This is a genomic window from Pedobacter soli (assembly GCF_900101435.1).
Lineage (GTDB): Bacteria > Bacteroidota > Bacteroidia > Sphingobacteriales > Sphingobacteriaceae > Pedobacter > Pedobacter soli.
This window is the reverse complement of record NZ_FMZH01000009.1, coordinates 198,474-219,977: the sequence shown is the minus strand read 5'-3', so window position 1 is coordinate 219,977 and position 21,504 is coordinate 198,474. Positions and strand designations below refer to the sequence as shown.

Here is a 21,504-nt window from a genome sequence, read left to right as displayed (position 1 = left end):
CAATGGACGCCACCAAAAAGAACCTGCTCATCCTTCACCTTACTGTTTTCGTTTGGGGCTTTACCGGCGTACTGGGCAAGGTAATTTCGATCGATGCCGTACCTATGGTTTGGTATCGGGTATTAATCGCTGCAGGCACACTTTTCGCCTGGTTTTTACTCACCAAAAAGAACATTAAAATCAGCAAAAAACAATTTATCCAGTTCTTTTTAACCGGGGCAATCGTAGCCATCCACTGGATATTTTTCTTCCATGCCATTAAAGTTTCTACCGTATCGGTAACGCTGGTATGCCTCTCTTCTTTCACGTTATTTACCGCTATTTTAGAACCGCTGATTAAAAAACAGCCAATACAAATGGGCGATATTTTAATTGGCTTACTGATTATTTTAGGCATCTACATGATCTTTAAATTTGAAGGGCAATATACTTTGGGTATCATTTTCGGACTGCTTGCGGCGGTAGCTTCGAGCCTTTTTTCGATCATCAATTCAACATTAGTTCAAAAAAGTGAGCCTTCAATTATTGGTTTTTATGAGTTATTGGGTGGCCTTTTCTGGATAACTTTATACCGTTTTTATGATGGATCTTTGTTGAGCATGCACTTTAATTTAAATGCCAACGACTGGTTTTATTTAGCTCTCCTGGGCACGCTCTGCACATCGGTTGCCTACGTTGCAGGTGTATCGGTAATGCGTACTTTATCGGCTTTCAGGGTTGCCTTAATTACCAATTTAGAACCAGTTTATGGTATCTTATTAGCATTCATTTTTTTCCAGAATAAGGAGCAAATGACCGGAGGATTTTACATTGGCGCAACCATTATCCTGGGCTCAATCTTCCTTTACCCCATCTACAAAAAAAGAAAAAACAAGCTATAATTACCAGCTGCGCAAACCTAATTCTCTATCGATTTCATACCTTGAAAGGATGCAATTCCTATAGCATCAGTGCGGTGCTATAAACTCAATTTACAGGAATAAACTATAAGTAAAAGGGAATGACTTACCTTATCTTTATCACCTGATAAACCTAGAAACGTTTAGGCTTAAACTTCCAAAAGTCAGGAGATATTATTTAGTCAAAACAAATATCATTGGGGTTTAAAATTTGAATTTTAGTCAGCAGTAAAGGGTCAAAGTAGACCATAACACTGACTCAAAAAAAGATAAAAGTATTGCATCCTGACAATTCAAATCATGCTTTATACTTTGATTCAACTGCGCTTATTACAGTCTTCAATATGCGTACAGATCTGTTAAATCTGCGGGAAAAACTAAGATGAATTTATCCAAACAGATTAACCATCCTTATGAATAATATCTGCTACTGATCGCAAAAAAAATTCTCGCACCACGCGTTCAAATCAACCGAATCTTAAATAAACAACGTTACTCTAAAACAACCAACCCCAGAGGTAACACTAAAGAATCTATTGATCTAAAAGCATGTTTTTCTCTTACCTTCTCCAAATGGCAAGACCAAGTTAGTCAGTAAAAACACAAGCGAATAAACAACGCAAATCCCTGATCTGATAGATAGAAAAAGGGCATGCCGATATTAGGTTTGAGCAGCTATCTCTTCAAGTATAATCAGCAGCAAAAAAAGCGCAAGCAACAATGTTTGATAATGTAGTTGAACTAAAATAAACCAGCATTAAAAAAGCCAACATCCATCTGAACATCCTATCCAAATTGATTAGAAACAACAGCGTTGAACTTAAAATACAAAACAATAAATCAAAACAACTACACATTACAATTACCAATTAATGCATTATTTTATTTAGCAATTTATAAAATCGAAACAGCATAAAGCGCTAAACAAAACATTGAGAAGGCACGAAATTAACCAGGAAAACCTTCGCACCAAAGGAGTAAAATAGAAAAGAAAGAAGTGTTTAAAATAGGTCTGTGATTTTGATATAAACCGACAAAATAATCCATCTCAAAACTAAATCTGATCCTACATTAAAACCTAAAATAACATTCTGAAATTACGATAAAAAAGACAACAAAAACCTGCAACAAACAGCGCTAAAAAACATACAAATAAGCACTCAAAAAAAGCAAAAGAAATCAGCCAGAAAAACCATGAATAACAGCTATAAAAACATAAGGCAAAGCCCAGGTTAGAAAGCACAAAGCACAGCACAAACCAGCACATTTTATACGCATCAAACACATCAAAACATTGGTCATTTCAGAGGCTATTTCTAAAAATAAAAAGGCATTTCAACACTCAAAAAAAGGATGTACTACGGGCACAAATATTCGGATAAAAAAAACTGTTATAAAAAGCATATCACTTATTTCATTATACCTTACCAATAAAATCTAAAAGCGTAGCATGTATAAGATTCAGAAAAAATCGATATGTAAAAAAGCTTTAATGAGTTCATCAAAAATCATTTTTTCCAGACAAAAGAGAACAGATTATAGGTTAAAATTCGGACAAAATGCTATCCAAAAACACTCCATTTCTGCAGTAAAAAAAAGGTATTTCATAGCTATTTGGTTAAAAAATAGTGCGAACCAATGCATGAGTTAAAAAACTTAAAAACGAACAAAAAACAGCCTCAAAACAACAATAAAGGCACTTTTTTACTTAAAAATAGTCCAACCCCAAAAAAGACAATAAAACCACCGAATGCGGTGAATATCGCAAGGAAATGGCATTACAAATTAAAATTTTGGTCAATTTTCGGCTTTACAACACAGCAAAAACATACAATTTTAATGGTCGATTAGCTTTTCCAAGCAAGAAATCTGACCTGTTTTTCCAGTTAAAAGTACTGATCAGAAGGCAAAACCGGCATTAAAAACGATCTGATCAAAAGGTTAAAACTTCACCAAAACCCAGGTCTTCATCCCGAAGTCTTAGACCCCAAACCTAAAATCACAGCTCAAACAACACCCAAAAACAACAGACATTTTGTCACCAATACAATAATTAATCTCCGAAACAAAATCAGATTCTGCCTACAAAAAGTTAAAGTTCAGCATTAAATTGAGCAGCAAAACACAGGTTAGCCCGAGAGCATTGCCACACAAAAAGCACCTGTTTTTAATCCTTATTCAAGTCTGAAATGACCGGATAAACCTTCAAGTTAAGACCTCATTTTTACACTAAAAACAGGCACACCAAAGCTGTATTTACGCTGATTTTCTCTGCTTTTTTCAATTCAAAAATTCATGAAGCAGCTATACATTTTTCAAAATAGTGAGTTTTTTTTTCGAAGAAAATCGATTAATAAGTGTAAATTAAACCGTCAAATTACAACAGAAACAAAATGCTTTAATAATATCAATTAAGGCATATTTTTTGGAAAAATTTTTCGGTAAAAATCATATTTCATCAATTTAAGTAAAAACCATTAACAATTAAAAATCAATATTTTAAAAACTAACAGTTAAATTAAAAGTTAACAATTTTAGCAACTTGAAATTTTTGAAATACTAAATATTTTAGCAAATAATTTAGATGAATTTAAAAAAAGCAAACAAAAAATTAATTATCAGCTATTTAAGTGCGCTTAGTTTAAGTTTTATTTCACCATCGGTTTTTGGGCAGATTTTCAGCACTGCACAAAACCCACTTAGTGTAAAATGGAACTACATTTTATCGGGCGGCTTTAAAATCATCTACCCGAGAGAACTTGAAAAAGAAGCCCAAAGAATGGCCAATACCCTACCCTATATCTACCCCAAAATCGGACTGGGTTTAAGGCAGCAAAAAACCAGTATTCCACTCCTGCTACAGAACCGCGGAACGGTGGCAAATGGCTTTGTTCAGCTAGCACCAAAGAAGTCGGAATTCTATGCTACCCCCCCTCAGTTTTTCGATAGTCAGGACTGGCTAAACAACCTTGCCGTACACGAGCTCCGGCACATTGCACAGTTTGACAAATTGACAGAAACACAAGCACATCCCTTTCCAGAGCTGGTTTACTTTGCTTACTTTGGGGGAGCCATACCCACCTGGTTTTTCGAGGGCGATGCGGTTGTGAACGAGACCGCACTGACCTACTCGGGAAGAGGCCGGCAACCCAACTGGATCATGCCTTACCGGGCCTCACTTTTAGAAGGCAAAAAAATCAGCTACAGTAAAGCCTATTTTGGATCGAACAAAGACGTTACTCCGGGCTACTACCAAACCGGTTATTTGATGGTGGCGAACATGAAAGAAAAATACGGGCAGTTCATTTCCGACAGCTTGCTGGGCGACATCAGGAAAAGACCACTAAGACCTTACCCTTTTTCGAACAGCTTAAAAAAATATACCGGGACCAACACCCGAAAATATTTTCTATCGGTGCAAGATCAGGTTGCTGAAAAGTGGAAATTGCAGGAAGGAAAATCTACTACAGAAAGCTATACAAGTTTGAATAAAAAAACTGCTTTGGCTACGAACTATTTTTTACCGGTTAGACTTAATGAAAAACAAATTTTAGCGCTCAAAGAAAGTAAAACTGATGCACGTTATTTTGTGATTATAAATGAGGATCAATCGGAAAAAAAATTATTCGGAATAGGCTATCAGGAACAACCCTGGTTTAGTCTGAAAAACGGCGTTTTGGTTTGGGATGAAATCCGTTACGATCCGCGATACAAACAACGCAGCTACAGCGTTATTTGTTCTTACAACTTTCAAACTAAAAAATTCAAAAAATTAAGCAGTAAAAGCAGGCTCTTCTCTCCCAGCCTTTCTAACGACGGAAAGAAAATAATTGCAGCCAGTGTTGGATTAGACAACCTGTTTAACCTGGTAGAACTCGACGCCTCAACCGGACAGATTTTAAAAACTTATCCTAATACTGAAAACGAAATTATCCAGACTCCATCTTTCGATCAAACGGGAAAAAGAATTACTTACATCAGTGTTAACGAAAAAGGAAAAAATTTATGGTTGCGAGATGGCGAGCAAAAAACTGTATTGATCCAAAACAGCAGACAGCAATTAAGTCGTCCGGTTTTTATTGGCGACAAGATTGCTTTCAATGCACACTTTAATGGCATCGATAATATCTATGCTATTGATCCGGCCAGCAAAAAAATCAGCGCACTCAGTGCGTCGAAATACGGGGCGTTTAATCCCACCGAAAGCAGTGATGGAAAGATGGTCTTCAACGATTACAAAATCAACGGTTACGAAATTGCAGAAAAGCAGATTGAAGAAAAACCGGTAGGCGAAAATGCCTTTGTTGATTTTGCAGCCGCAGCAGAAAAGCAAGAACAGGTTGGCAACGTTTTCGAAAACATTCCCGATAGCAGCTACCAGTCTAAACCTTATCATACCGCGCTCAATCTTTTCAGCATCCACAGCATTATTCCGGTTATCGACAATGAATATGTTTTTGGTCTGCAACTCGAATCGAACAATTTATTGAACACGATGGACTTTTACACAGGGGCAAAATACCACCGCGATCTAAAGCGCTTCGAATACACGGCAGATATTAGCTATAAAGCACTTTACCCTGTATTGAGCATCTTATACCGGAACAGACCAAAACGTACGTTCTACCGCGCTAAAAATGCGATACAACAGGGCGATTGGCGCGAGCACTATATCAAGCTGAATGCCTCACTCCCGCTTTCATTTAATGCACGCAATGAGAACTATGCTTTTACCCTCAATGCGGCAACCAGTTTTACACAGCGTTACCAACCGGAGAACATGCCTACCAATTTCATCACCAGGCTCAAATTTCCGATGGAATACAATTTTACCTTTAACCACAGCGTGCGTACTACCGAAAGAGATATCGCGCCGAAGTGGGCTCAGGTTTTCAGAATTTCCTACAACCACCAACCTTTTGATGCCAACCTGAAAGGTGAAATTCTGGCACTCGAAAGTTTTCTGTATTTCCCCGGACTAGCCAAAAATCATTCGGTGCTGGCAAGCTTCAATTACCAGCAGGCAACAGGTGTAAACCAGTACGCAACTGAAATTGCAACGGTGTATGGTTACAACAATATCCAGGCAAAAAGTAAATTGCAAAACAGCCTGCTTTTGAACTACCGTTTCCCATTTGCCTTTCCGGATTGGGAGCTGGGTCCGCTGGCCTATGTAAGAAATTTCAGGGCCGGTTTATTTTGCCATTACGAGAACATTGGCAAAGGCACCACCTTTAACGATCCTAAAACTTATGGGGTAGAATTAAACACGAGCGTAAACCTTTTGCGGTACCAGCCTGTTGTAGATTTAGGAGCGCGATTGGTTTTTGTTAACCAGATTTACAATCAAAATCCGATATTAGAGTTTTCATTTAATTATAGCTTTTAAACCATGAGTGCAAAAACAATTTCGATTATTATCCTGACTGCATTGCTAACCATTTTTTTAATGGTGAATACCGAACCTGTAGATTTTGATTTCCTGGTTACAACTATTGCTGTATCTAAACTTCTGGTTATTGGCGTCTGTATCATCATCGGTTTCATTATCGGTTTTATTGTGGGCAGACCGAAAAAAACGGTAAGCAGTTATGATGATGAGATTGAACGCAAAGCACAAACCAGCGGAAGTAAAAAGGAGTTGAGTGATGAAGACAGGGATTATATTAGCTAAGACTAATCCCCCATGGTCTGTGTCTCACAGACCATCAAGAATATTTTTATTTGAGTACAGCTAACGCTATCAAAGTGCTAAAAATGTTTTGAAAGCAAAGCCTGTAGTGCTGGTAATGTTAGTCGGGCTTTTCGATAAATCTTTTAAAACACTGTTGTCATGCTGAGGCACGAAGCATCTGTTTCATCGGCTGCAGATGCTTCGTACCTCAGCATGACAGTAAGACAAAAGCAGCTGCTAATTTTAAAAGGATATCGCTACAATCCCGTTTAAACAGGTTGGCTACTGCTGCTATTTATGCTTCCACAGCAAAGCGTATAAAATATTCCATACTAGTTGAGAGTTGACATAATCTCCCCGTACAACAATCCACTCCCTCCGCCATAATGCTGGATAATTTTTAAACCTGGCTGAAGCGCGGTAAGTTTTGCCCTTAACACTTTTTCGCATTCGGCGTTAATTCCGTTTCCCAGCAAAACCAGATCGAGGTTTTGTTTCTCGCAAAGGGCAACGGCTTCCTCATCTGTACATACACATATCCCTTTCCATTCGGGCCTGGCATTCAGCAGGCGCTCCATCACAACGGTAATTTCGGCATCACGGCCGATGTAAAGTATAGTGGTTTGCATAATTCTTTTTTTAAATTTAATTCATCACGCTTAAAAAACAAATCGCCACTCCAACCGTACACCAGATGAAACCTTTAATCTCTACTAAAAGATTTCTCCACTACGGTCGAAATGACGATCGTTCTAAATTAGTTTAACTCCATCGGCACATCCATCAACAACACTTCTGCATCGGCGCTGTTGGCTGTAAAGCTAATGGCATCAGTATCCCAAACACCTAATCCATCTCTTTTGCTTAGCACCTGACCGTTAATGGTTACCTCGCCGCTGATTACAAAAGCATAAACCCCGTTACGTGCTTTTTTGATTTTGTATTCGGTTTCGAAGCCGGCATCGAATTTACCTAGTGAGAACCAGGCATCCTGATGAATCCATACGTTATCATCGCTGGCATTTGGCGACAGGATTTGCTGAAAGTTATTGTGACGTGCAGCTACATCCAAAGTTCTTTGATCGTAGCGTGGCGTAACGTTTTTCTGATTAGGAAATAACCAGATCTGCAATAAATTCAGTTCCTCATCGGCGTTGGCATTAAACTCACTGTGACTAACACCTGTACCAGCACTCATTACCTGTATTTCGCCGCTTTTAATTACAGCAGAATTGCCCATGCTATCTTTGTGTGCAATTGCACCAGCCAATGGAATGGTAATGATTTCCATATTATCGTGTGGGTGAGCGCCGAAGCCCATTCCACCAGCTATCAAGTCATCATTTAAAACCCTTAAAACTCCAAAGTGCATTCTTTCAGGATTGTAATAGTTAGCAAAGCTGAATGAGTGGTGTGCATTTAACCAGCCATGATTAGCATGACCGCGGGTGTTTTCTTTGTGCAAAATGAACTGTGACATAAATTTCCTTTCTTGTTTATGATACAAAGTTAATACCACGCCACCACCTGCGCATTGATGTAGGATAAGAAGTGATTGAGCAGAGGGCAGAGAGCGCAGGGCGTTTAGCGAAAGGCGGTAAGCGGTGTATAGTTTACGAAATAAGTAGCTCGTACGCAGAATGCTCTTTAAACCTTTGATCTTTAGTCTTTGGTCTTTAAGCTTTAGTCTTTCACCTTCAACCTTCCGCCTTCCAACCTTCCGCCTCTCTTTGGTCTTTAAGCTTTGGTCTTTCACCTTCAACCTTCCGCCTCTCTTTAGTCTTTATTAATTTTCGCCAGTACCGCATCGCTGTTTAGCTCCCTTAAAGCATCTAAAGCTATCCAATTGGCCTTTTTGTTATTTTGTGCAAGAATGTTATTGGCCGTTTCAATGGCATGCTCATGCAGAAAGGCATTGCGTTTCCCAATTTGTCTTAAGGCCCAGTTAATGGCTTTCTTCACAAAATTGCGGTTATCATAAGCTTCGCGCTCAATAATGGGCAGAAAAGCCAGAAAGGTTTCGTTGGGTTCTTTTTTAAGGTGAACGGCAGCCTCGGCCATGAGCACAAAACCGGTACGTTTTACAAATTCAGGTTCGGCTTGCGTAAACTCCAGTGCCTTCGACTTAAAATAAGGCGTTTTAACGAAAAGATTTCCGCAAGCCTGATCACATATATCCCAGGAACTGAAATCGCTTGTCCAGGCGTTTATTTGCGCTTCTGCAACTTGTTTATAATCGCCAATGAAGGTAGCCAGCAGGCGCGCTTCATGAAAACCCGTTTCCCACAGCAATAACGACAACCCCTGATCTTTACCTATCTGCTTGCCCAGTTTACGGATATTTGGCACACGGATGCCATAAGCTTTGGAAATATCGATCCCGAAATGGGCCATTTTCTTTAAATAATCTGGCTCGCTAATACTTTTTAGCTCCGAAAGGATAAATTCGATATCGTTCATGGCTATTTTTTTTTAGAAATTTAGCATTTATGCGTAAAACACCTTTATTCTACAACGAAATCGGCTGCAGACACGGCTTTGCGTTTAGCTGAACCTACACTGTACTCCAGTTGCAGGGTATAACCGCCCCCACCTTCTAAAAACAACAATTCGAATGGATGATAACCTTTTTTAAGTGCAATTTGAGCTGATTTTTCGATTGCAAAGTGCATTCCGTCATTATCAACCAGGGTTTTGTTTTGTATTTTCAGTACACTGCCATCATCCGAACGGAGAAAAAATGAATAAATACCATCTTCTGCAGCATAAAAATAACCCTTATGGCGGGTAGCAAAACTCCCTGCTTTATCTTCAACCGGGATTTCGATCGCTGCAGTGGTTGCTGTTTTGGTTTTATCGGCCTCCGAAATTAAGTTTACCACTTTATAAAATTTAGGATAATAGCTGAAACTTAAGCCGGGTTTTGGATTTTTAAGAGATACCGCATCAACATAATCCGTTTGCACATAATTGGCGGTAAAAACGTCGCCCATCCTGCCATTAGCGCCAAATATAGCTGCTTTTACGGTTTGGGTTTTATCAATGTAGATTGGTTTGGTGTATTTAGCTGAGCTGATTTTGGGTGTACTTCCATCGGTAGTATAATGCACAACAGCATTTTTTGGCGCTTCGATATTCAGGTTTGTCGATTTCAAAAAACATTATTTTCGGCGAAGCCTTTGAGATCAGTAAAACGGTAATTGATATGCATCGCATCTAAAACTGCAAACTGCTGATCCATTTTACGGCTAAAGGTTTCGAAATTTTGCTGATGTCCCCATAAAACGTCTGACATAGCCAGCAAACGTGGAAAAAGCATGTATTCTAATCTTTGTTCAGATGGAATGTACTCCGTCCAGAGATTTGCCTGACCGCCTAACACATATTGCTGCTCTTGCTCATTCAGATTAAACCCTCTTGGATTAAATCCATAAACCTTTTGCAGCGAATGCGCATCCTGCTGTGCATCAAAATAGCAAAATTCGCCAGGGGTCATGATGATGTAATTCCCTTTTTCAGCTGCATGTTTAGGTGCAGTTGGCACCCAGGTGCGCCAATACATCAAGGTAGCGGTTGGGGAAACGCCACCATCTAAAATTTCATCCCAGCCAATTAATTTTTTACCCATGCTATTGAAATATTTTTCCATCCGCTTAACGAAATAGCTCTGTACCTCATCAATACTTTTCAGGTTTTCGCGCTTCATTAAAGCCTCGCACTCCGGAATATTCTTCCAGCCGCTTTTTTCAACTTCATCTGCCCCTAAATGAATATATTTTGATGGAAACAGCTGCGCAACTTCTTTAAAAATGTTTTCAGCAAACTCAAAAGTGGTTTCCTTGCATGGACAAATGGGATCGGTAAAGTTTTTTTCTTTTTGCACCGAGCCGGTAGAAGTCAACCACGGAAACTGCCTGGTAGCCGCCTGCATGTGACCGGGCATATCAATTTCGGGAATAATTTCGATCCCCTTAGCGCCTGCATAAGCTACCAGCTCGCGGATTTCCTGCTGGGTATAGAAACCACCGTACATTTTTTCGCCGTTAATTACCTTGAAGTGTTTTTCGGGCAGTTTATAATCTGGATTGGTTTCGGCTAGTTTTAAACAGGCAGAATCCTGGTTATTTAATTTCCGCCATGCGCCAACTTTAGTAAGCTCGGGGTATTTTTTGATTTCGATACGCCAACCCTGATCATCGGTTAGGTGCCAATGGAATTTATTGAACTTATAAAACGAAAGCCGGTCTATAAAACGATGCAAATAAGCGATATCAAAAAAGTGGCGCGAAACATCTAAATGAACACCCCGCCATGAAAATTTAGGCTGATCGTTAATTTCGAGTGCAGGCAAAGCCCAGGTATTTTTGGTTTTAAAGGCATTTGTACCAGCCAGTTGCTTAAGCGTTTGCACAGCCCAAAAAGCGCCTAGTTTATCATTAACGGCAATGGTGATTTGTTTAGGCGATATTTTTAAGCGATAAGCTTCAGGCTTTAAGCTGGCATCTCTGGTAAACACCAGCTGATTGCTTAACCCGGCAGTCCTGTTTTTCTTCAACAGCTTTAGCTCCTTAACCGCAATCGCAAAAACACTATCCTTGTGATCAACGATGACTGTATTTCCTGAGAAAACAAATTTGCCTTGCAGGATTTTAACAGATTCGGGTTGCGGAAGTATGCTAAGCTCCTGTGTAAAACCAGGTTTAGTTATTAAAAAAAGGGCTAAACCCAATAATGCGTTGATTTTTTTTATGCTCATTGAGGTAACATTTGATGATTGACCAAATATAGTTTTTTCAGCGAAAATAGCTTAACCAATCCTTAACATCGCTTGATTTTTAAGTTTATATACACCAGCTAACTTGTTCAAGTTTTACTTATCTAGCTTTCAACCCAAACCACCTATTAAAACTTAAAAAAAATCATGAAAAGAAACATCCTCCGGTTACTATTGGCCTCCTGCCTGTTTGCAATTGCCTGCCAAAAGAACAACCTAACTGAAGAACAAGCAAGTACCACCAGTCAAAAGAAAAACAGCCTCATGGCTACAGCAGCCAGCGCTGCAGCAAGCGTTAATGCTTACACCAACACTTCGACTTACATTAACACCGGATTTACTTTTTTAAACCCAACGCAGGTTGATAAAAACCGCGTGGCCATTGGCGGCAGTGCCTACACCGAGGTATACGGATTTAACGTTCCGGAAGAAAACAGGGTACGTGGAATCAGATGGAATGAAGATGATGAAACTACATCGATCTGGCGCCCGCAGGGAATTGCCGGTTTCTCCAGAAATGGCGTGCGTTATTTACTGGTAAGCTGGTATGCCAAAGATGCTGCAGAAAGTAAAGGATCTAGAATAACCCTGATCGACATCAGCCCAAGTTCGAGTACCTATTTAACCTACCGGCACATTTTATTGGTACAACCTACCCTGCCTACCGGCACTTTAGATTATACCCAATATGGCACTTACGCTCCTTTAAATGTACATGCTGGTGGAATAGCCTATTTTAACGGAAAAATTTATTTAAGCAGTACAAGCCTTGGATTAAGGGTATTTGATTTGGATAAAATTATTGAAGTAACCAGCGGAACGGGTACCGAAACCAAATGTGGTAAAGATGCCAGCGGCAATCTTTATGCTTTTAATTACCGTTACATCCTGCCACAGGTAGGTTATTATAAAATCAACGATGCCGATCCATTTTCTACCGTACAGGTAAATTACGAAAACAATCAGTTATGGACAGGCCAATACTATGCCGGCAGCGCAGATGCATCTATTGTGCCCAAAATTTTCGGTTTTCCGATTAACACAGCAGGCGAATTGCAAAACTCGGGCATTCAAACGGTAATCCCTAAAAACAGTTTATTCACTTCCGATCACGCACATGGCATACAGGGCGTTTTTAGAAAAGGCAACAGAACCTGGCTTTCATGCACGGGGTCGCCAAGCGAATCGTACGGATCCACAGCCCGTTTAGCCAGATATACGGATGGAGACACCAACACTGTGCGGTACAGATGGCCTTATGGTGCTGAATCGTTATATTTTGAAGCACAATACGGTTATCTATGGAGTTTAACAGAGTTTGAACCCAATGTCGGGGCTAAGAATGGTAGCCAGGTTAACCGTTGCATATTTGCGGTAGATTTCTCGAAATACGAATAGCAGAATCTCCTTCAAGCGTCATTGCGAGAAGGCTTTTTCAGCCGACGAAGCCTGCCTGCAGCAGGCAGGCAATCTTTCTAGTAAGGATCGCTAGCACAAAAGATTGCTTTGTCGTTCCTCCTCGCGCTGACGACCTATCTATTAGATCATGGCATTAAAGCTTGTCGAATGGTTTCTGAAATGTTTTAGGTAGCGTTTCGACAAGCTCAACCTGACAACACAAAAAGGGAGATGTTTTTAGCATCTCCCTTTTTGTTATTTTATTTTCGACTAGAAATTAAGCCAAAGCCTGCTCAATATCGGCTAAAATATCATTAATATGTTCTAAACCGATTGACAAGCGGATAGATCCCTGCTCAATACCCACTTCGTTTCGTTGCGCTTCTGTAAGTTTACTGTGCGTACTGGTTGCCGGATGTGTGGCAATGGAACGTGTATCGGCCAGATTGGCTGAGATAGAAAACATTTTCAAACCATCCATAAATTTACGGGCAGCCTCAATACCACCATCAACCACGATGGTTACAATACCACCACCTTGTTTCATTTGCTTTTTGGCAATTGCATACTGCGGGTGCGATGGTAAAAAAGGATATTTTACCAGTTTAATTTTAGGGTGTTTTTCCAGGTATTCGGCTACTTTCAAGGCATTTTCGCAATGGCGATCCATACGGATAGCCAAAGTTTCTAAACTTTTAGATAAAACCCATGCACTGAAAGGCGATAAAGCCGGACCACTGTGGCGTGCAAAACCAACCACTTCAGCAATCAGCGCTTTGCTACCCAAAATAATACCACCGAGTACACGCCCCTGTCCATCGATATATTTAGTAGCCGAGTGAATAGAAATATGTGCCCCAAACTGAATAGGTTGTTGCAGGTAAGGCGTAGCAAAACAGTTATCAACTACCAGTAAAGTATTATGTTTTTTAGCCAGGTCGCCTAAAAATTCAAGATCAATAATATCGATACCCGGATTAGATGGGGTTTCTACGAAAATCATTTTGGTGTTGGGCTTAATCAACGCTTCCCACTCTTGCGGTTTATCCAGGTCGGCATAGTCAAAAGTTACTCCCCAGTTCGAAAACACATTGGTTAACAACTGGTGTGTAGAACCAAAAACCGAACGGCTGGATACAATATGATCGCCACTTTTTAAGAAAGCCCCGAAAGTAGTAAAAATAGCCGCCATACCTGTTGCAGTGGCAAAACCATCTTCGGCACCTTCTAAAAGGCACATTTTTTCGATAAACTCTGAGGTATTTGGATTTGAATAACGGCTGTACACATTCCCTTCCTTTTCGTTGGCAAATAAAGCACGCATCTCTTCCGCATCATCAAACTTGTAGCTCGAAGTAAGGTAAATTGGCGCTGAGTGCTCTTTATGTAAACTTCTTTCGGTTTGAGTGCGTATAGCTATGGTTTCAAAATTTTCGGATTTCATTTTTTAAGTATCAAGTTATGAGTAACAAGTAGCAAGTTTTGAGTAATCAGTAGCAAGTTATGAGTAGCAAGTATCAAGATTTGGTTTTCCCATATCATGCTTGAGTATTTAGTATCAAGAAAACCTCTTAAAGCCCATCTTAATACTAGATACTTGATACTAAATACTAAATACTAAATACCTGATACAATCAAACTTCTACCTTTCTATTTGTTTATTTTATAAGTAAAGTTAATAGTTGCCGAGCGGCCTAAAATATTCGATACCGAGCAGTATTTATCAAAAGTCATTTGCAGGGCTCTTTGTACCTTAGCCTCGCTTAAATCACCGAAAAGCTCGAAATTAATATCAATTACATCAAAAATCGGGGGCATTTCTTCGTCTTTACGCGTTGCGCTAATCGCAATTTTAATGTCGTTTAAGGGTTCTTTTTGCTTCGTCAGTACGTTTACCATATCTATACCACTGCAACCGCCTAAACCAATTAAAAGCATTTCCATTGGTCTAAAACCTTTACCCTCGCCGCCAATTGCAGCTTTTGCATCCAATTCAACAGTAAAACCGCTCTCGTTTTCTGCTTCAAAATTAAATTTACCGCTTTTGCGGATCAGATTGATGTTCATGTTGTTAGCTCCAGGCAGTAAGTATCAGGTATCAAGACCTTAAGCCCTCTACCTTTAAACCTTCTACCTTATTTAAATATTGTAATAAACCAAGTTGTCTTGCTCCAGTCCGGGCAATTTAACCGCTTCGGGGAAAATCGCAAAAACCGACGAGCCGCTACCACTCATTAAAGCGAATGTTGCGCCTGCATCGTATAAACTGGTTTTTATTTGATGAATTTGGGGATACTTTGCGAATACCGATGGTTCGAAATCGTTGATAACCTTATTTTTCCATGTTGTTGGAGGCAAATGTATGATTTCTTTTAATGATTGCAAAGGCTTTTGCGGTTTTACATGGGCATAAGCATCGGCCGTGCTGACATGTACAGGCGGTTTTACCAAAACTTTATACCAGGCTGACAAATCGATTTCGCATTTTTCAAACTCATCTCCCTTGTTAAAAGCGTATACCGGTTTATTTTCAATAAAAAAAGCGCAATCAGCCCCTAGCTTGCGCGCATAGTCCTGCATTTGCGAAACCGAAAGCCCAAGGCTAAACTTATCGTTAATTAATTTGATTACAAAAGCACAATCGGCCGAACCACCACCTAAACCGGCCCCTACAGGAATATTTTTAAACAAATCAATCCGTTGAGGGGGGATTTCAAAATCGGCTGCAATTAAATGGTATGCTTTTACGCAAAGATTATCGTCTGCATCGCCTGGAATATCAATACCATGAATTTTACAAGAAGTTACTGAAGCATCGGTAATCTCTACCGCATCTTTAATTTGTATGGGGTAAAACACCGTTTCGAGGTTATGGTAACCATCTGCCCGTTTTTCGGTAATGTTTAAGCCAAGGTTTATTTTTGCGTTGGGAAAAGCTAGCATTTCAGTCGTAAGTCTTAAGTCCTGAGTCCGTAATGCAAAAACCAGCAATTGGCTCATTTTGCAAACATACAAACAAGTAGCGAGTTTTGAACATAGCTCCCGACTTCAGTCGGGATTACCCGTAAATGTTAATAAATAGACCGTACGATGATTTACAACACCTGATAAATTTTAGATATTTGTAAATTATCAGAACAGTATGAAACAATATTTAGATTTAATGCAGCATGTGCTGGATACCGGCGCGCAAAAGCACGACCGTACAGGAACCGGAACCATCAGTGTTTTTGGCTACCAGATGCGTTTTAACCTGCAAGAGGGCTTCCCGATGGTGACAACGAAGAAACTGCATTTAAAATCTATTATCCATGAGCTGATCTGGTTTTTAACCGGGGACACCAATATTAAATACCTGAAAGATAATGGCGTACGCATTTGGGATGAATGGGCGGATGAAGATGGCAACCTGGGCCCGGTTTATGGCTCGCAATGGAGAAGCTGGCCTACTCCTGACGGGCAACACATTGATCAGATTACCAATATCATCAACACCATCAAAAACAATCCAGATTCGCGCCGCATTATTGTTTCGGCCTGGAACGTTGCTGAAATCGAAAACATGGCCCTGCCGCCATGCCATGCCTTTTTTCAGTTTTATGTAGCCGATGGCAAACTGAGCTGTCAGCTTTACCAGCGCAGTGCCGATATCTTTCTTGGCGTACCTTTTAATATTGCCTCTTATGCCTTGTTAACAATGATGGTAGCACAAGTTTGCGGTTTACAAGCCGGCGATTTTATCCACACCCTGGGCGATGCACATTTATATAATAACCATATTGAACAGGCCAACCTGCAATTAAGTCGCGAGCCTAAGCCGCTTCCAACCATGAAAATCAACCCTGATGTTAAAAGCATCTTTGATTTTAAGTTTGAAGATTTTACTTTGGAGAACTACGAAGCGCATCCACATATTAAAGGAATCGTTGCTGTATAATATTTGTTCATTGGTCATTAGTCCATTTGTTTGGATTCAGAAATGAATATCCCTACTTTTAGATCATCCCGATATAAATTCACTTAAATCGAAAAGAATGAATTATAGATTGGAGGATTTGGAAGTTTATAATTTATCAGAATTATTCTCTGATAAAATCTGGAACATTGTTATGGGATGGAATTATTTCGCAAAAGATACCATAGGAAAACAAATATGCCGAGCAGCTGATTCTATCAGTGCAAATATTGCTGAAGGCTACGGACGTTATCATTTTAAAGAGAACAAAAATTTTTGTTATTATAGCAGGGGTTCTCTCTTAGAAGTAAAGTCATTTCTTAGAAAATCGAAAAACAGGAATCTGATCTCTGAAGATTGCTATTCAGAACTTTATACAGAATTACAAACAATCCATTTAAAGCTAAATGCTTATATTAAATATATTGGTAATAATTTAAACAAATTTTAACCTATCGTTGATGTAGTTCGGAATATTTCCGGGCAACCCAGGCTTTAATACGCCAAGCAGACACCAATAAACAAATGACCAATGACTAATGAACCAAAAAATATCTATATAGCTGTAGCGGTTGGCGAAAATTTCGCCATTGGCAAAAACAACCAGCTTTTATGGCACATGCCAGCCGATTTAAAGTTTTTTAAGCAAACCACCAGTGGGCATACTGTTATTATGGGTCGCAAAACTTTCGATTCGGTAGGTAAACCTTTACCCAATCGCCGCAACATTGTAATTACGCGTGATGCCAGCTTAAAAATTGAAGGTGTTGAAGTAGTAAACAGCCTGGATGAAGCATTAGCCATTACCAAAACCGAAGAAAAACCGATATTCATTGTAGGTGGAGCGGAGATTTACAGACAGGCTTTGCCTAAAACAGATAGATTGTACCTTACAACCATTCACCATAATTTTGATGCCGATACATTTTTCCCGGATTTTGATCGAAGTGAATGGACAGTAATCAGCTCAGAACCACACAAGGCTGACGAAAAGAACAAGTATGATTACACTTTTGAAGTTTTAGAAAGGAAATAAGCTGTTTTAACCGCAAAGTACGCAGAGAAGAAGGCGCAAAGCAAGCAAAGTTTATCCTATGCATGTACTTTATGCGCCCGGACTTCCGACCCCGGACTAAAATTTAACCACAGAGCCCACTGAGAAAAACACTGAGCGCACAGCGTTAATATTCCATAACTTTATGCGCCCAGACTTCTGACTTCAGACTCCCGACCCCGGACTAAATTTTAATCACAGAGCCCACTGAGAAAAGCACTGAGCACACAGCGTTAAGATTCGATAACTTTATGCGCCCAGACTTCCGTCTTCGGACTCCCGACCCGGGACTAAAATTTAACCACAGAGTTCACTGAGAAAAACACTGAGTACACAGCGTTTATATTCGATAACTTTATGCGCCCAGACTTCTGACTTCGGACTCCCGACCCCGGACTAAAATTTAACCACAGAGTTCACTGAGAAAAACACTGAGCACACAGCGTTAAGATTCGATAACTTTATGCGCCCAGACTTCCGTCTTCGGACTCCCGACTCCGGACTATTTTGATAAGATAATTCTATATTGGAAACTAATCTTAATAAATTATCAATTAAGGGGTTCTATAATTTAAAAATTTAATTAGATTTGCCGACTTGTTAAAAAACAGCGAAAGACAAAATTATTTTAAACAAACAATGCAAGGAAAAGGTTTTATTAAGTTTATAGCGATAGTATTAGCTATCGTTTGTGCGTATGCCCTCTCTTTTACTTTGGTTGCATCCAAGGTAGAAAAAGACGCAAAAAACTATGCGAAAGGTGACTTAGCTAAAGAAAAGGCTTACTTAGATTCGATGAGTACCGAAAAAGTTTATCCTGTAACCGGATTCACTTATCAGGAAGTAAAATCGAAAGAAATTAATTTGGGTCTTGACTTAAAAGGCGGAATGAACGTAACGATGGAGATATCGTTAGCTGAATTGGTTAAATCGTTAGCGGGTAACCCTACCGATGCAAACTTTAACAAAGCTGTTCAAAATGCACAGATCCAGTTAAACGCCGGTGGTAAAGATTACATCAAAATTTTCGTTAACGAATTTGAAAAATTAAGTCCGGGTGTAAAACTTGCTGATTACTTTTCAAATCAGGATAACGCTTCGCAGTTAAAACCAAATGCAAGCAATAGCGACGTTGAATCTTTCTTAGAAAAAGAAGCAACAAGCGCTATCGACCGTTCGTTTACGGTATTACGTTCGCGTATTGATGGTTTCGGAGTAGTAAGTCCGAACATGCAAAAACAAGAAGGTAGTAACCGCATCTTAATTGAAATGCCAGGTGTACAGGATAAAGAGCGTATTGCTAAACTTTTACAAGGTTCTGCAGAATTACAGTTCTGGCAGGTATACCAGGTACAAGAAGTTGCACCTTTATTAGAAAACATCAACAAAACTTTAGCTGCAACATTAAAAAATGATGCTCCTGCTGCTAAAGATACAACTGCTGCCCCTGCTGCAGCCGGAAGCAAATTAGCTGGTTTAGAAAAAACTGCTGCTAAAGATAGCTCGGCTAAAGGTGGTAAACTTGCAGGTTTAGGTAAAAAAGATTCTTCGGCCGTTAGAGCAGAATTGTTAAAATCGAACCCGTTATATGCGGTCCTTAATTTACCAATCTATCAAGGTCAAAACGGACAACAACAGCTAATGCCTGGTGCAGTAGTAGGTATGTCGTTACAAAAAGATACTGCAAAAGTTAATGCTTATTTGAAAATGCCTGAGGTTGCTGCCGCAATTCCATCTACGATGAAATTTATGTGGAGCGTTAGACCAAGAGAAGGTTCTAAAGTTTTCGAATTATATGCCATTAAAGTAGTAAGTGCCGATGGTAAACCAGATTTAGGTGGCGAGGCGATCAGCGATTCGCGTGCTGACTTTGATCAAAAAGGTAAACCAGAAGTAACCATGTACATGACCAGCGAAGGTGCTGCAAAATGGAAAAAAATTACTGCCGAAGCTTCTGCTGATAAAAATAACTTAAAAGCGATTGCAATCGTATTAGATAATCAGGTTTATTCTGCTCCGACTGTTCAAAACGAGATCCCTAACGGTATTTCGCAAATCACTGGTAGCTTTACACAAGCTGATACCAAAGATTTATCAAACATCTTAAAAGCTGGTAAATTACCTGCTCCTGCACGTATTGCTGGTAGCTACATTGTTGGTCCTACTTTAGGTGCACAAGCTATCCACGATGGTTTAGTTTCTTTCGTAATTGCATTTATTGTAATCTTAATCTTCATGGCGTTATATTATCACCGTGCTGGTTGGGTTGCTAACTTTGCCCTTTTAATCAACTTGTTCTTCGTTATCGGTATCCTGGTATCGTTAGGTGCTGTGTTAACTTTACCTGGTATTGCCGGTATCGTGTTAACCATCGGTTTATCAGTTGATGCGAACATCCTTATTTTCGAGCGTGTACGTGAAGAGCTTGCACATGGTAAAAACGTTGGTGCCGCCATTAAAGAAGGTTTCAAACATGCCATGCCATCAATTATCGACTCTAACGTTACCTTATTCATCTTAGGTGCTATCCTTTACGTTTTCGGTAGCGGTCCGGTACAAGGTTTTGCCACTACATTATGTATCGGTATCCTTTCGTCTTTATTTGCTGCTGTAGCCATTTCGAGAGTAGTTTTCGATTCGTTGTTAAACCGTAAAATCGAAGTTAATTTCGATAACAACTTAACCCGTAATGCGTTCAAAAACTTAGCCTTCAACTTTGTTGGCCGTCGTAAAATCTATTACGTTATCTCTACCATCATCATTGTAGCTGGTATTGGTATGTATTTCAAAAACGGTGGTTTAAACTTAGGTGTTGACTTTAAAGGTGGTAGAACTTATTTGGTTCACTTCGATAAAGCGGTAAGCACCGAAGATTTAAAATCTAAGTTAACTCCGGCATTCGGTAACGAAACACCAGAGGTTAAAACTGCAGGTGAAGATAGCCAGGTTAAAATTACCACTACTTTCCACATCGAAGATCAGGACATTAAAACTGATAAAGTGGTAGAAGACGCTTTAAACAAAGGTTTAGCAGGTGCTAAATATGAAATCGTAAGCTCGCAAAAAGTAACCCCTATTATCGCCAGCGATATCGTAAACGGTGCTTTCTACGCAGTATTGATCTCATGCTTGTTCATGTTTATCTACATCGTGGTAAGGTTTAAAAAATGGCAGTATGGTTTAGGTGCGGTAATCGCTTTATTCCACGACGTTTTAATGGTATTATCTTTCTACACTATTTTAGATGGTATTATGCCATTCTCTCTAGAAATTGGTCAGGATTTTATCGCAGCAATTTTAACTGTAATGGGTTATACCATGACTGAGACAGTTGTTGTATTCGACCGTATCCGAGAGAAACTAAAAGAAGCTGGTAAAGACGATTTACATGGCGAAGAGCGTAACAACTTAATCAACTTCGCGTTAAACAGTACCTTAAGCCGTACCATTTTAACTTCGTTAACCGTATTCTTCGTATTATTGGTAATCTTCATTTTCGGTGGCGATAGCATCCGCGGATTTATTTTCGCCTTGTTAATCGGTCGTATCATCGGTACGTACTCATCACTTTGTATCTCTACTCCTATCGTAATCGATTTGGGTAGCTCTGCAGAGAAAAAATAAGGTTTCAAAATCTTAAAATAGATAAGCGCTTCGGTTAACCGGAGCGCTTTTTTTATGTCAAACCTCGCAGGTTTTAAAAACCTGCGAGGTTTAAAAAGACGAAGTTTTTTATTTTTTTTGAAAAGC

The 21,504-nt window shown here is 39.6% G+C and carries 16 protein-coding genes; 8 read left to right on the top strand and 8 right to left on the bottom strand.

The features are described 5' to 3' along the window. The first annotated feature begins 2 nt into the window (after positions 1-2). The 3 genes from BLR37_RS18975 to BLR37_RS18960 all read left to right on the top strand — a co-directional run bounded on the left by BLR37_RS18975 (position 3) and on the right by BLR37_RS18960 (position 6,573). On the top strand, positions 3-881 hold the full coding sequence (locus BLR37_RS18975) for a DMT family transporter (protein ID WP_090771324.1): 879 nt from the start codon (positions 3-5) through the stop codon (positions 879-881). A gap of 2,602 nt (positions 882-3,483) precedes the next feature. Beyond that, positions 3,484-6,288, top strand: a complete 2,805-nt coding sequence (locus tag BLR37_RS18965) for a TolB-like translocation protein (protein ID WP_090771320.1) — start codon at positions 3,484-3,486, stop codon at positions 6,286-6,288. 3 nt (positions 6,289-6,291) lie between these two features. Beyond that, positions 6,292-6,573, top strand: coding sequence for a LapA family protein (locus BLR37_RS18960; protein WP_090771318.1), 282 nt, complete (start codon positions 6,292-6,294; stop codon positions 6,571-6,573). Between the two features lie 332 nt (positions 6,574-6,905). Here the strand turns inward: BLR37_RS18960 and BLR37_RS18955 are convergent, their stop codons facing one another. From BLR37_RS18955 to BLR37_RS18935, 5 genes are all read right to left on the bottom strand, one after another. Next, on the bottom strand, positions 6,906-7,202 hold the full coding sequence (locus tag BLR37_RS18955) for a response regulator (protein WP_090771316.1): 297 nt from the start codon (positions 7,200-7,202) through the stop codon (positions 6,906-6,908). A gap of 128 nt (positions 7,203-7,330) precedes the next feature. Next, a complete protein-coding gene (locus BLR37_RS18950) occupies positions 7,331-8,053 on the bottom strand; it encodes a pirin family protein (protein ID WP_090771314.1) in 723 nt (240 codons plus the stop codon). A 296-nt stretch (positions 8,054-8,349) separates the two neighbouring features. Further along, a complete protein-coding gene (locus BLR37_RS18945) occupies positions 8,350-9,033 on the bottom strand; it encodes a DNA alkylation repair protein (protein WP_090771312.1) in 684 nt (227 codons plus the stop codon). A 44-nt stretch (positions 9,034-9,077) separates the two neighbouring features. Then, a complete protein-coding gene (locus BLR37_RS18940; RefSeq protein WP_090771310.1) occupies positions 9,078-9,728 on the bottom strand; it encodes a chitobiase/beta-hexosaminidase C-terminal domain-containing protein in 651 nt (216 codons plus the stop codon). Then, complete coding sequence (locus tag BLR37_RS18935; RefSeq protein ID WP_090771308.1) at positions 9,725-11,329, bottom strand: beta-N-acetylhexosaminidase; 1,605 nt, start codon at positions 11,327-11,329, stop codon at positions 9,725-9,727. The genes BLR37_RS18940 and BLR37_RS18935 overlap by 4 nt, the downstream gene beginning before the upstream one ends. 165 nt (positions 11,330-11,494) lie before the next feature. On the opposite strand from BLR37_RS18935, the gene BLR37_RS18930 reads away from it, so the two are divergent. Next, a complete protein-coding gene (locus tag BLR37_RS18930; RefSeq protein WP_090771306.1) occupies positions 11,495-12,745 on the top strand; it encodes a hypothetical protein in 1,251 nt (416 codons plus the stop codon). Between the two features lie 277 nt (positions 12,746-13,022). On the opposite strand, the gene BLR37_RS18925 is transcribed toward BLR37_RS18930, so the two are convergent. The 3 genes from BLR37_RS18925 to ispE form a co-directional block, all read right to left on the bottom strand. Next, complete coding sequence (locus tag BLR37_RS18925) at positions 13,023-14,189, bottom strand: trans-sulfuration enzyme family protein (protein ID WP_090771305.1); 1,167 nt, start codon at positions 14,187-14,189, stop codon at positions 13,023-13,025. Positions 14,190-14,395: 206 nt separating this feature from the next. Further along, a complete protein-coding gene (locus BLR37_RS18920) occupies positions 14,396-14,812 on the bottom strand; it encodes an OsmC family protein (protein WP_090771302.1) in 417 nt (138 codons plus the stop codon). Positions 14,813-14,884: 72 nt separating this feature from the next. After that, entirely contained in the window at positions 14,885-15,688 is an 804-nt protein-coding gene (gene ispE, locus BLR37_RS18915; protein ID WP_090771300.1) for a 4-(cytidine 5'-diphospho)-2-C-methyl-D-erythritol kinase, read from the bottom strand. Between the two features lie 199 nt (positions 15,689-15,887). Between ispE and BLR37_RS18910 the strand changes: the two genes are divergently transcribed. The 4 genes from BLR37_RS18910 (at position 15,888) to secDF (ending at position 21,378) form a co-directional block, all read left to right on the top strand. Further along, the gene (locus BLR37_RS18910; RefSeq protein WP_039480077.1) at positions 15,888-16,682 is read left to right on the top strand and encodes a thymidylate synthase; all 795 of its coding nucleotides are present in this window, start codon (positions 15,888-15,890) and stop codon (positions 16,680-16,682) included. A 97-nt stretch (positions 16,683-16,779) separates the two neighbouring features. After that, positions 16,780-17,151, top strand: coding sequence for a four helix bundle protein (locus BLR37_RS18905; protein WP_039480078.1), 372 nt, complete (start codon positions 16,780-16,782; stop codon positions 17,149-17,151). 81 nt (positions 17,152-17,232) lie between these two features. Further along, positions 17,233-17,736, top strand: a complete 504-nt coding sequence (locus BLR37_RS18900; protein ID WP_090771298.1) for a dihydrofolate reductase — start codon at positions 17,233-17,235, stop codon at positions 17,734-17,736. A gap of 657 nt (positions 17,737-18,393) precedes the next feature. Beyond that, positions 18,394-21,378 carry a protein translocase subunit SecDF gene (secDF, locus tag BLR37_RS18895; protein WP_090771392.1) on the top strand — a complete coding sequence of 995 codons (2,985 nt, stop codon included), beginning with the start codon at positions 18,394-18,396 and terminating at the stop codon, positions 21,376-21,378. The last annotated feature ends 126 nt before the right edge of the window (positions 21,379-21,504 follow it).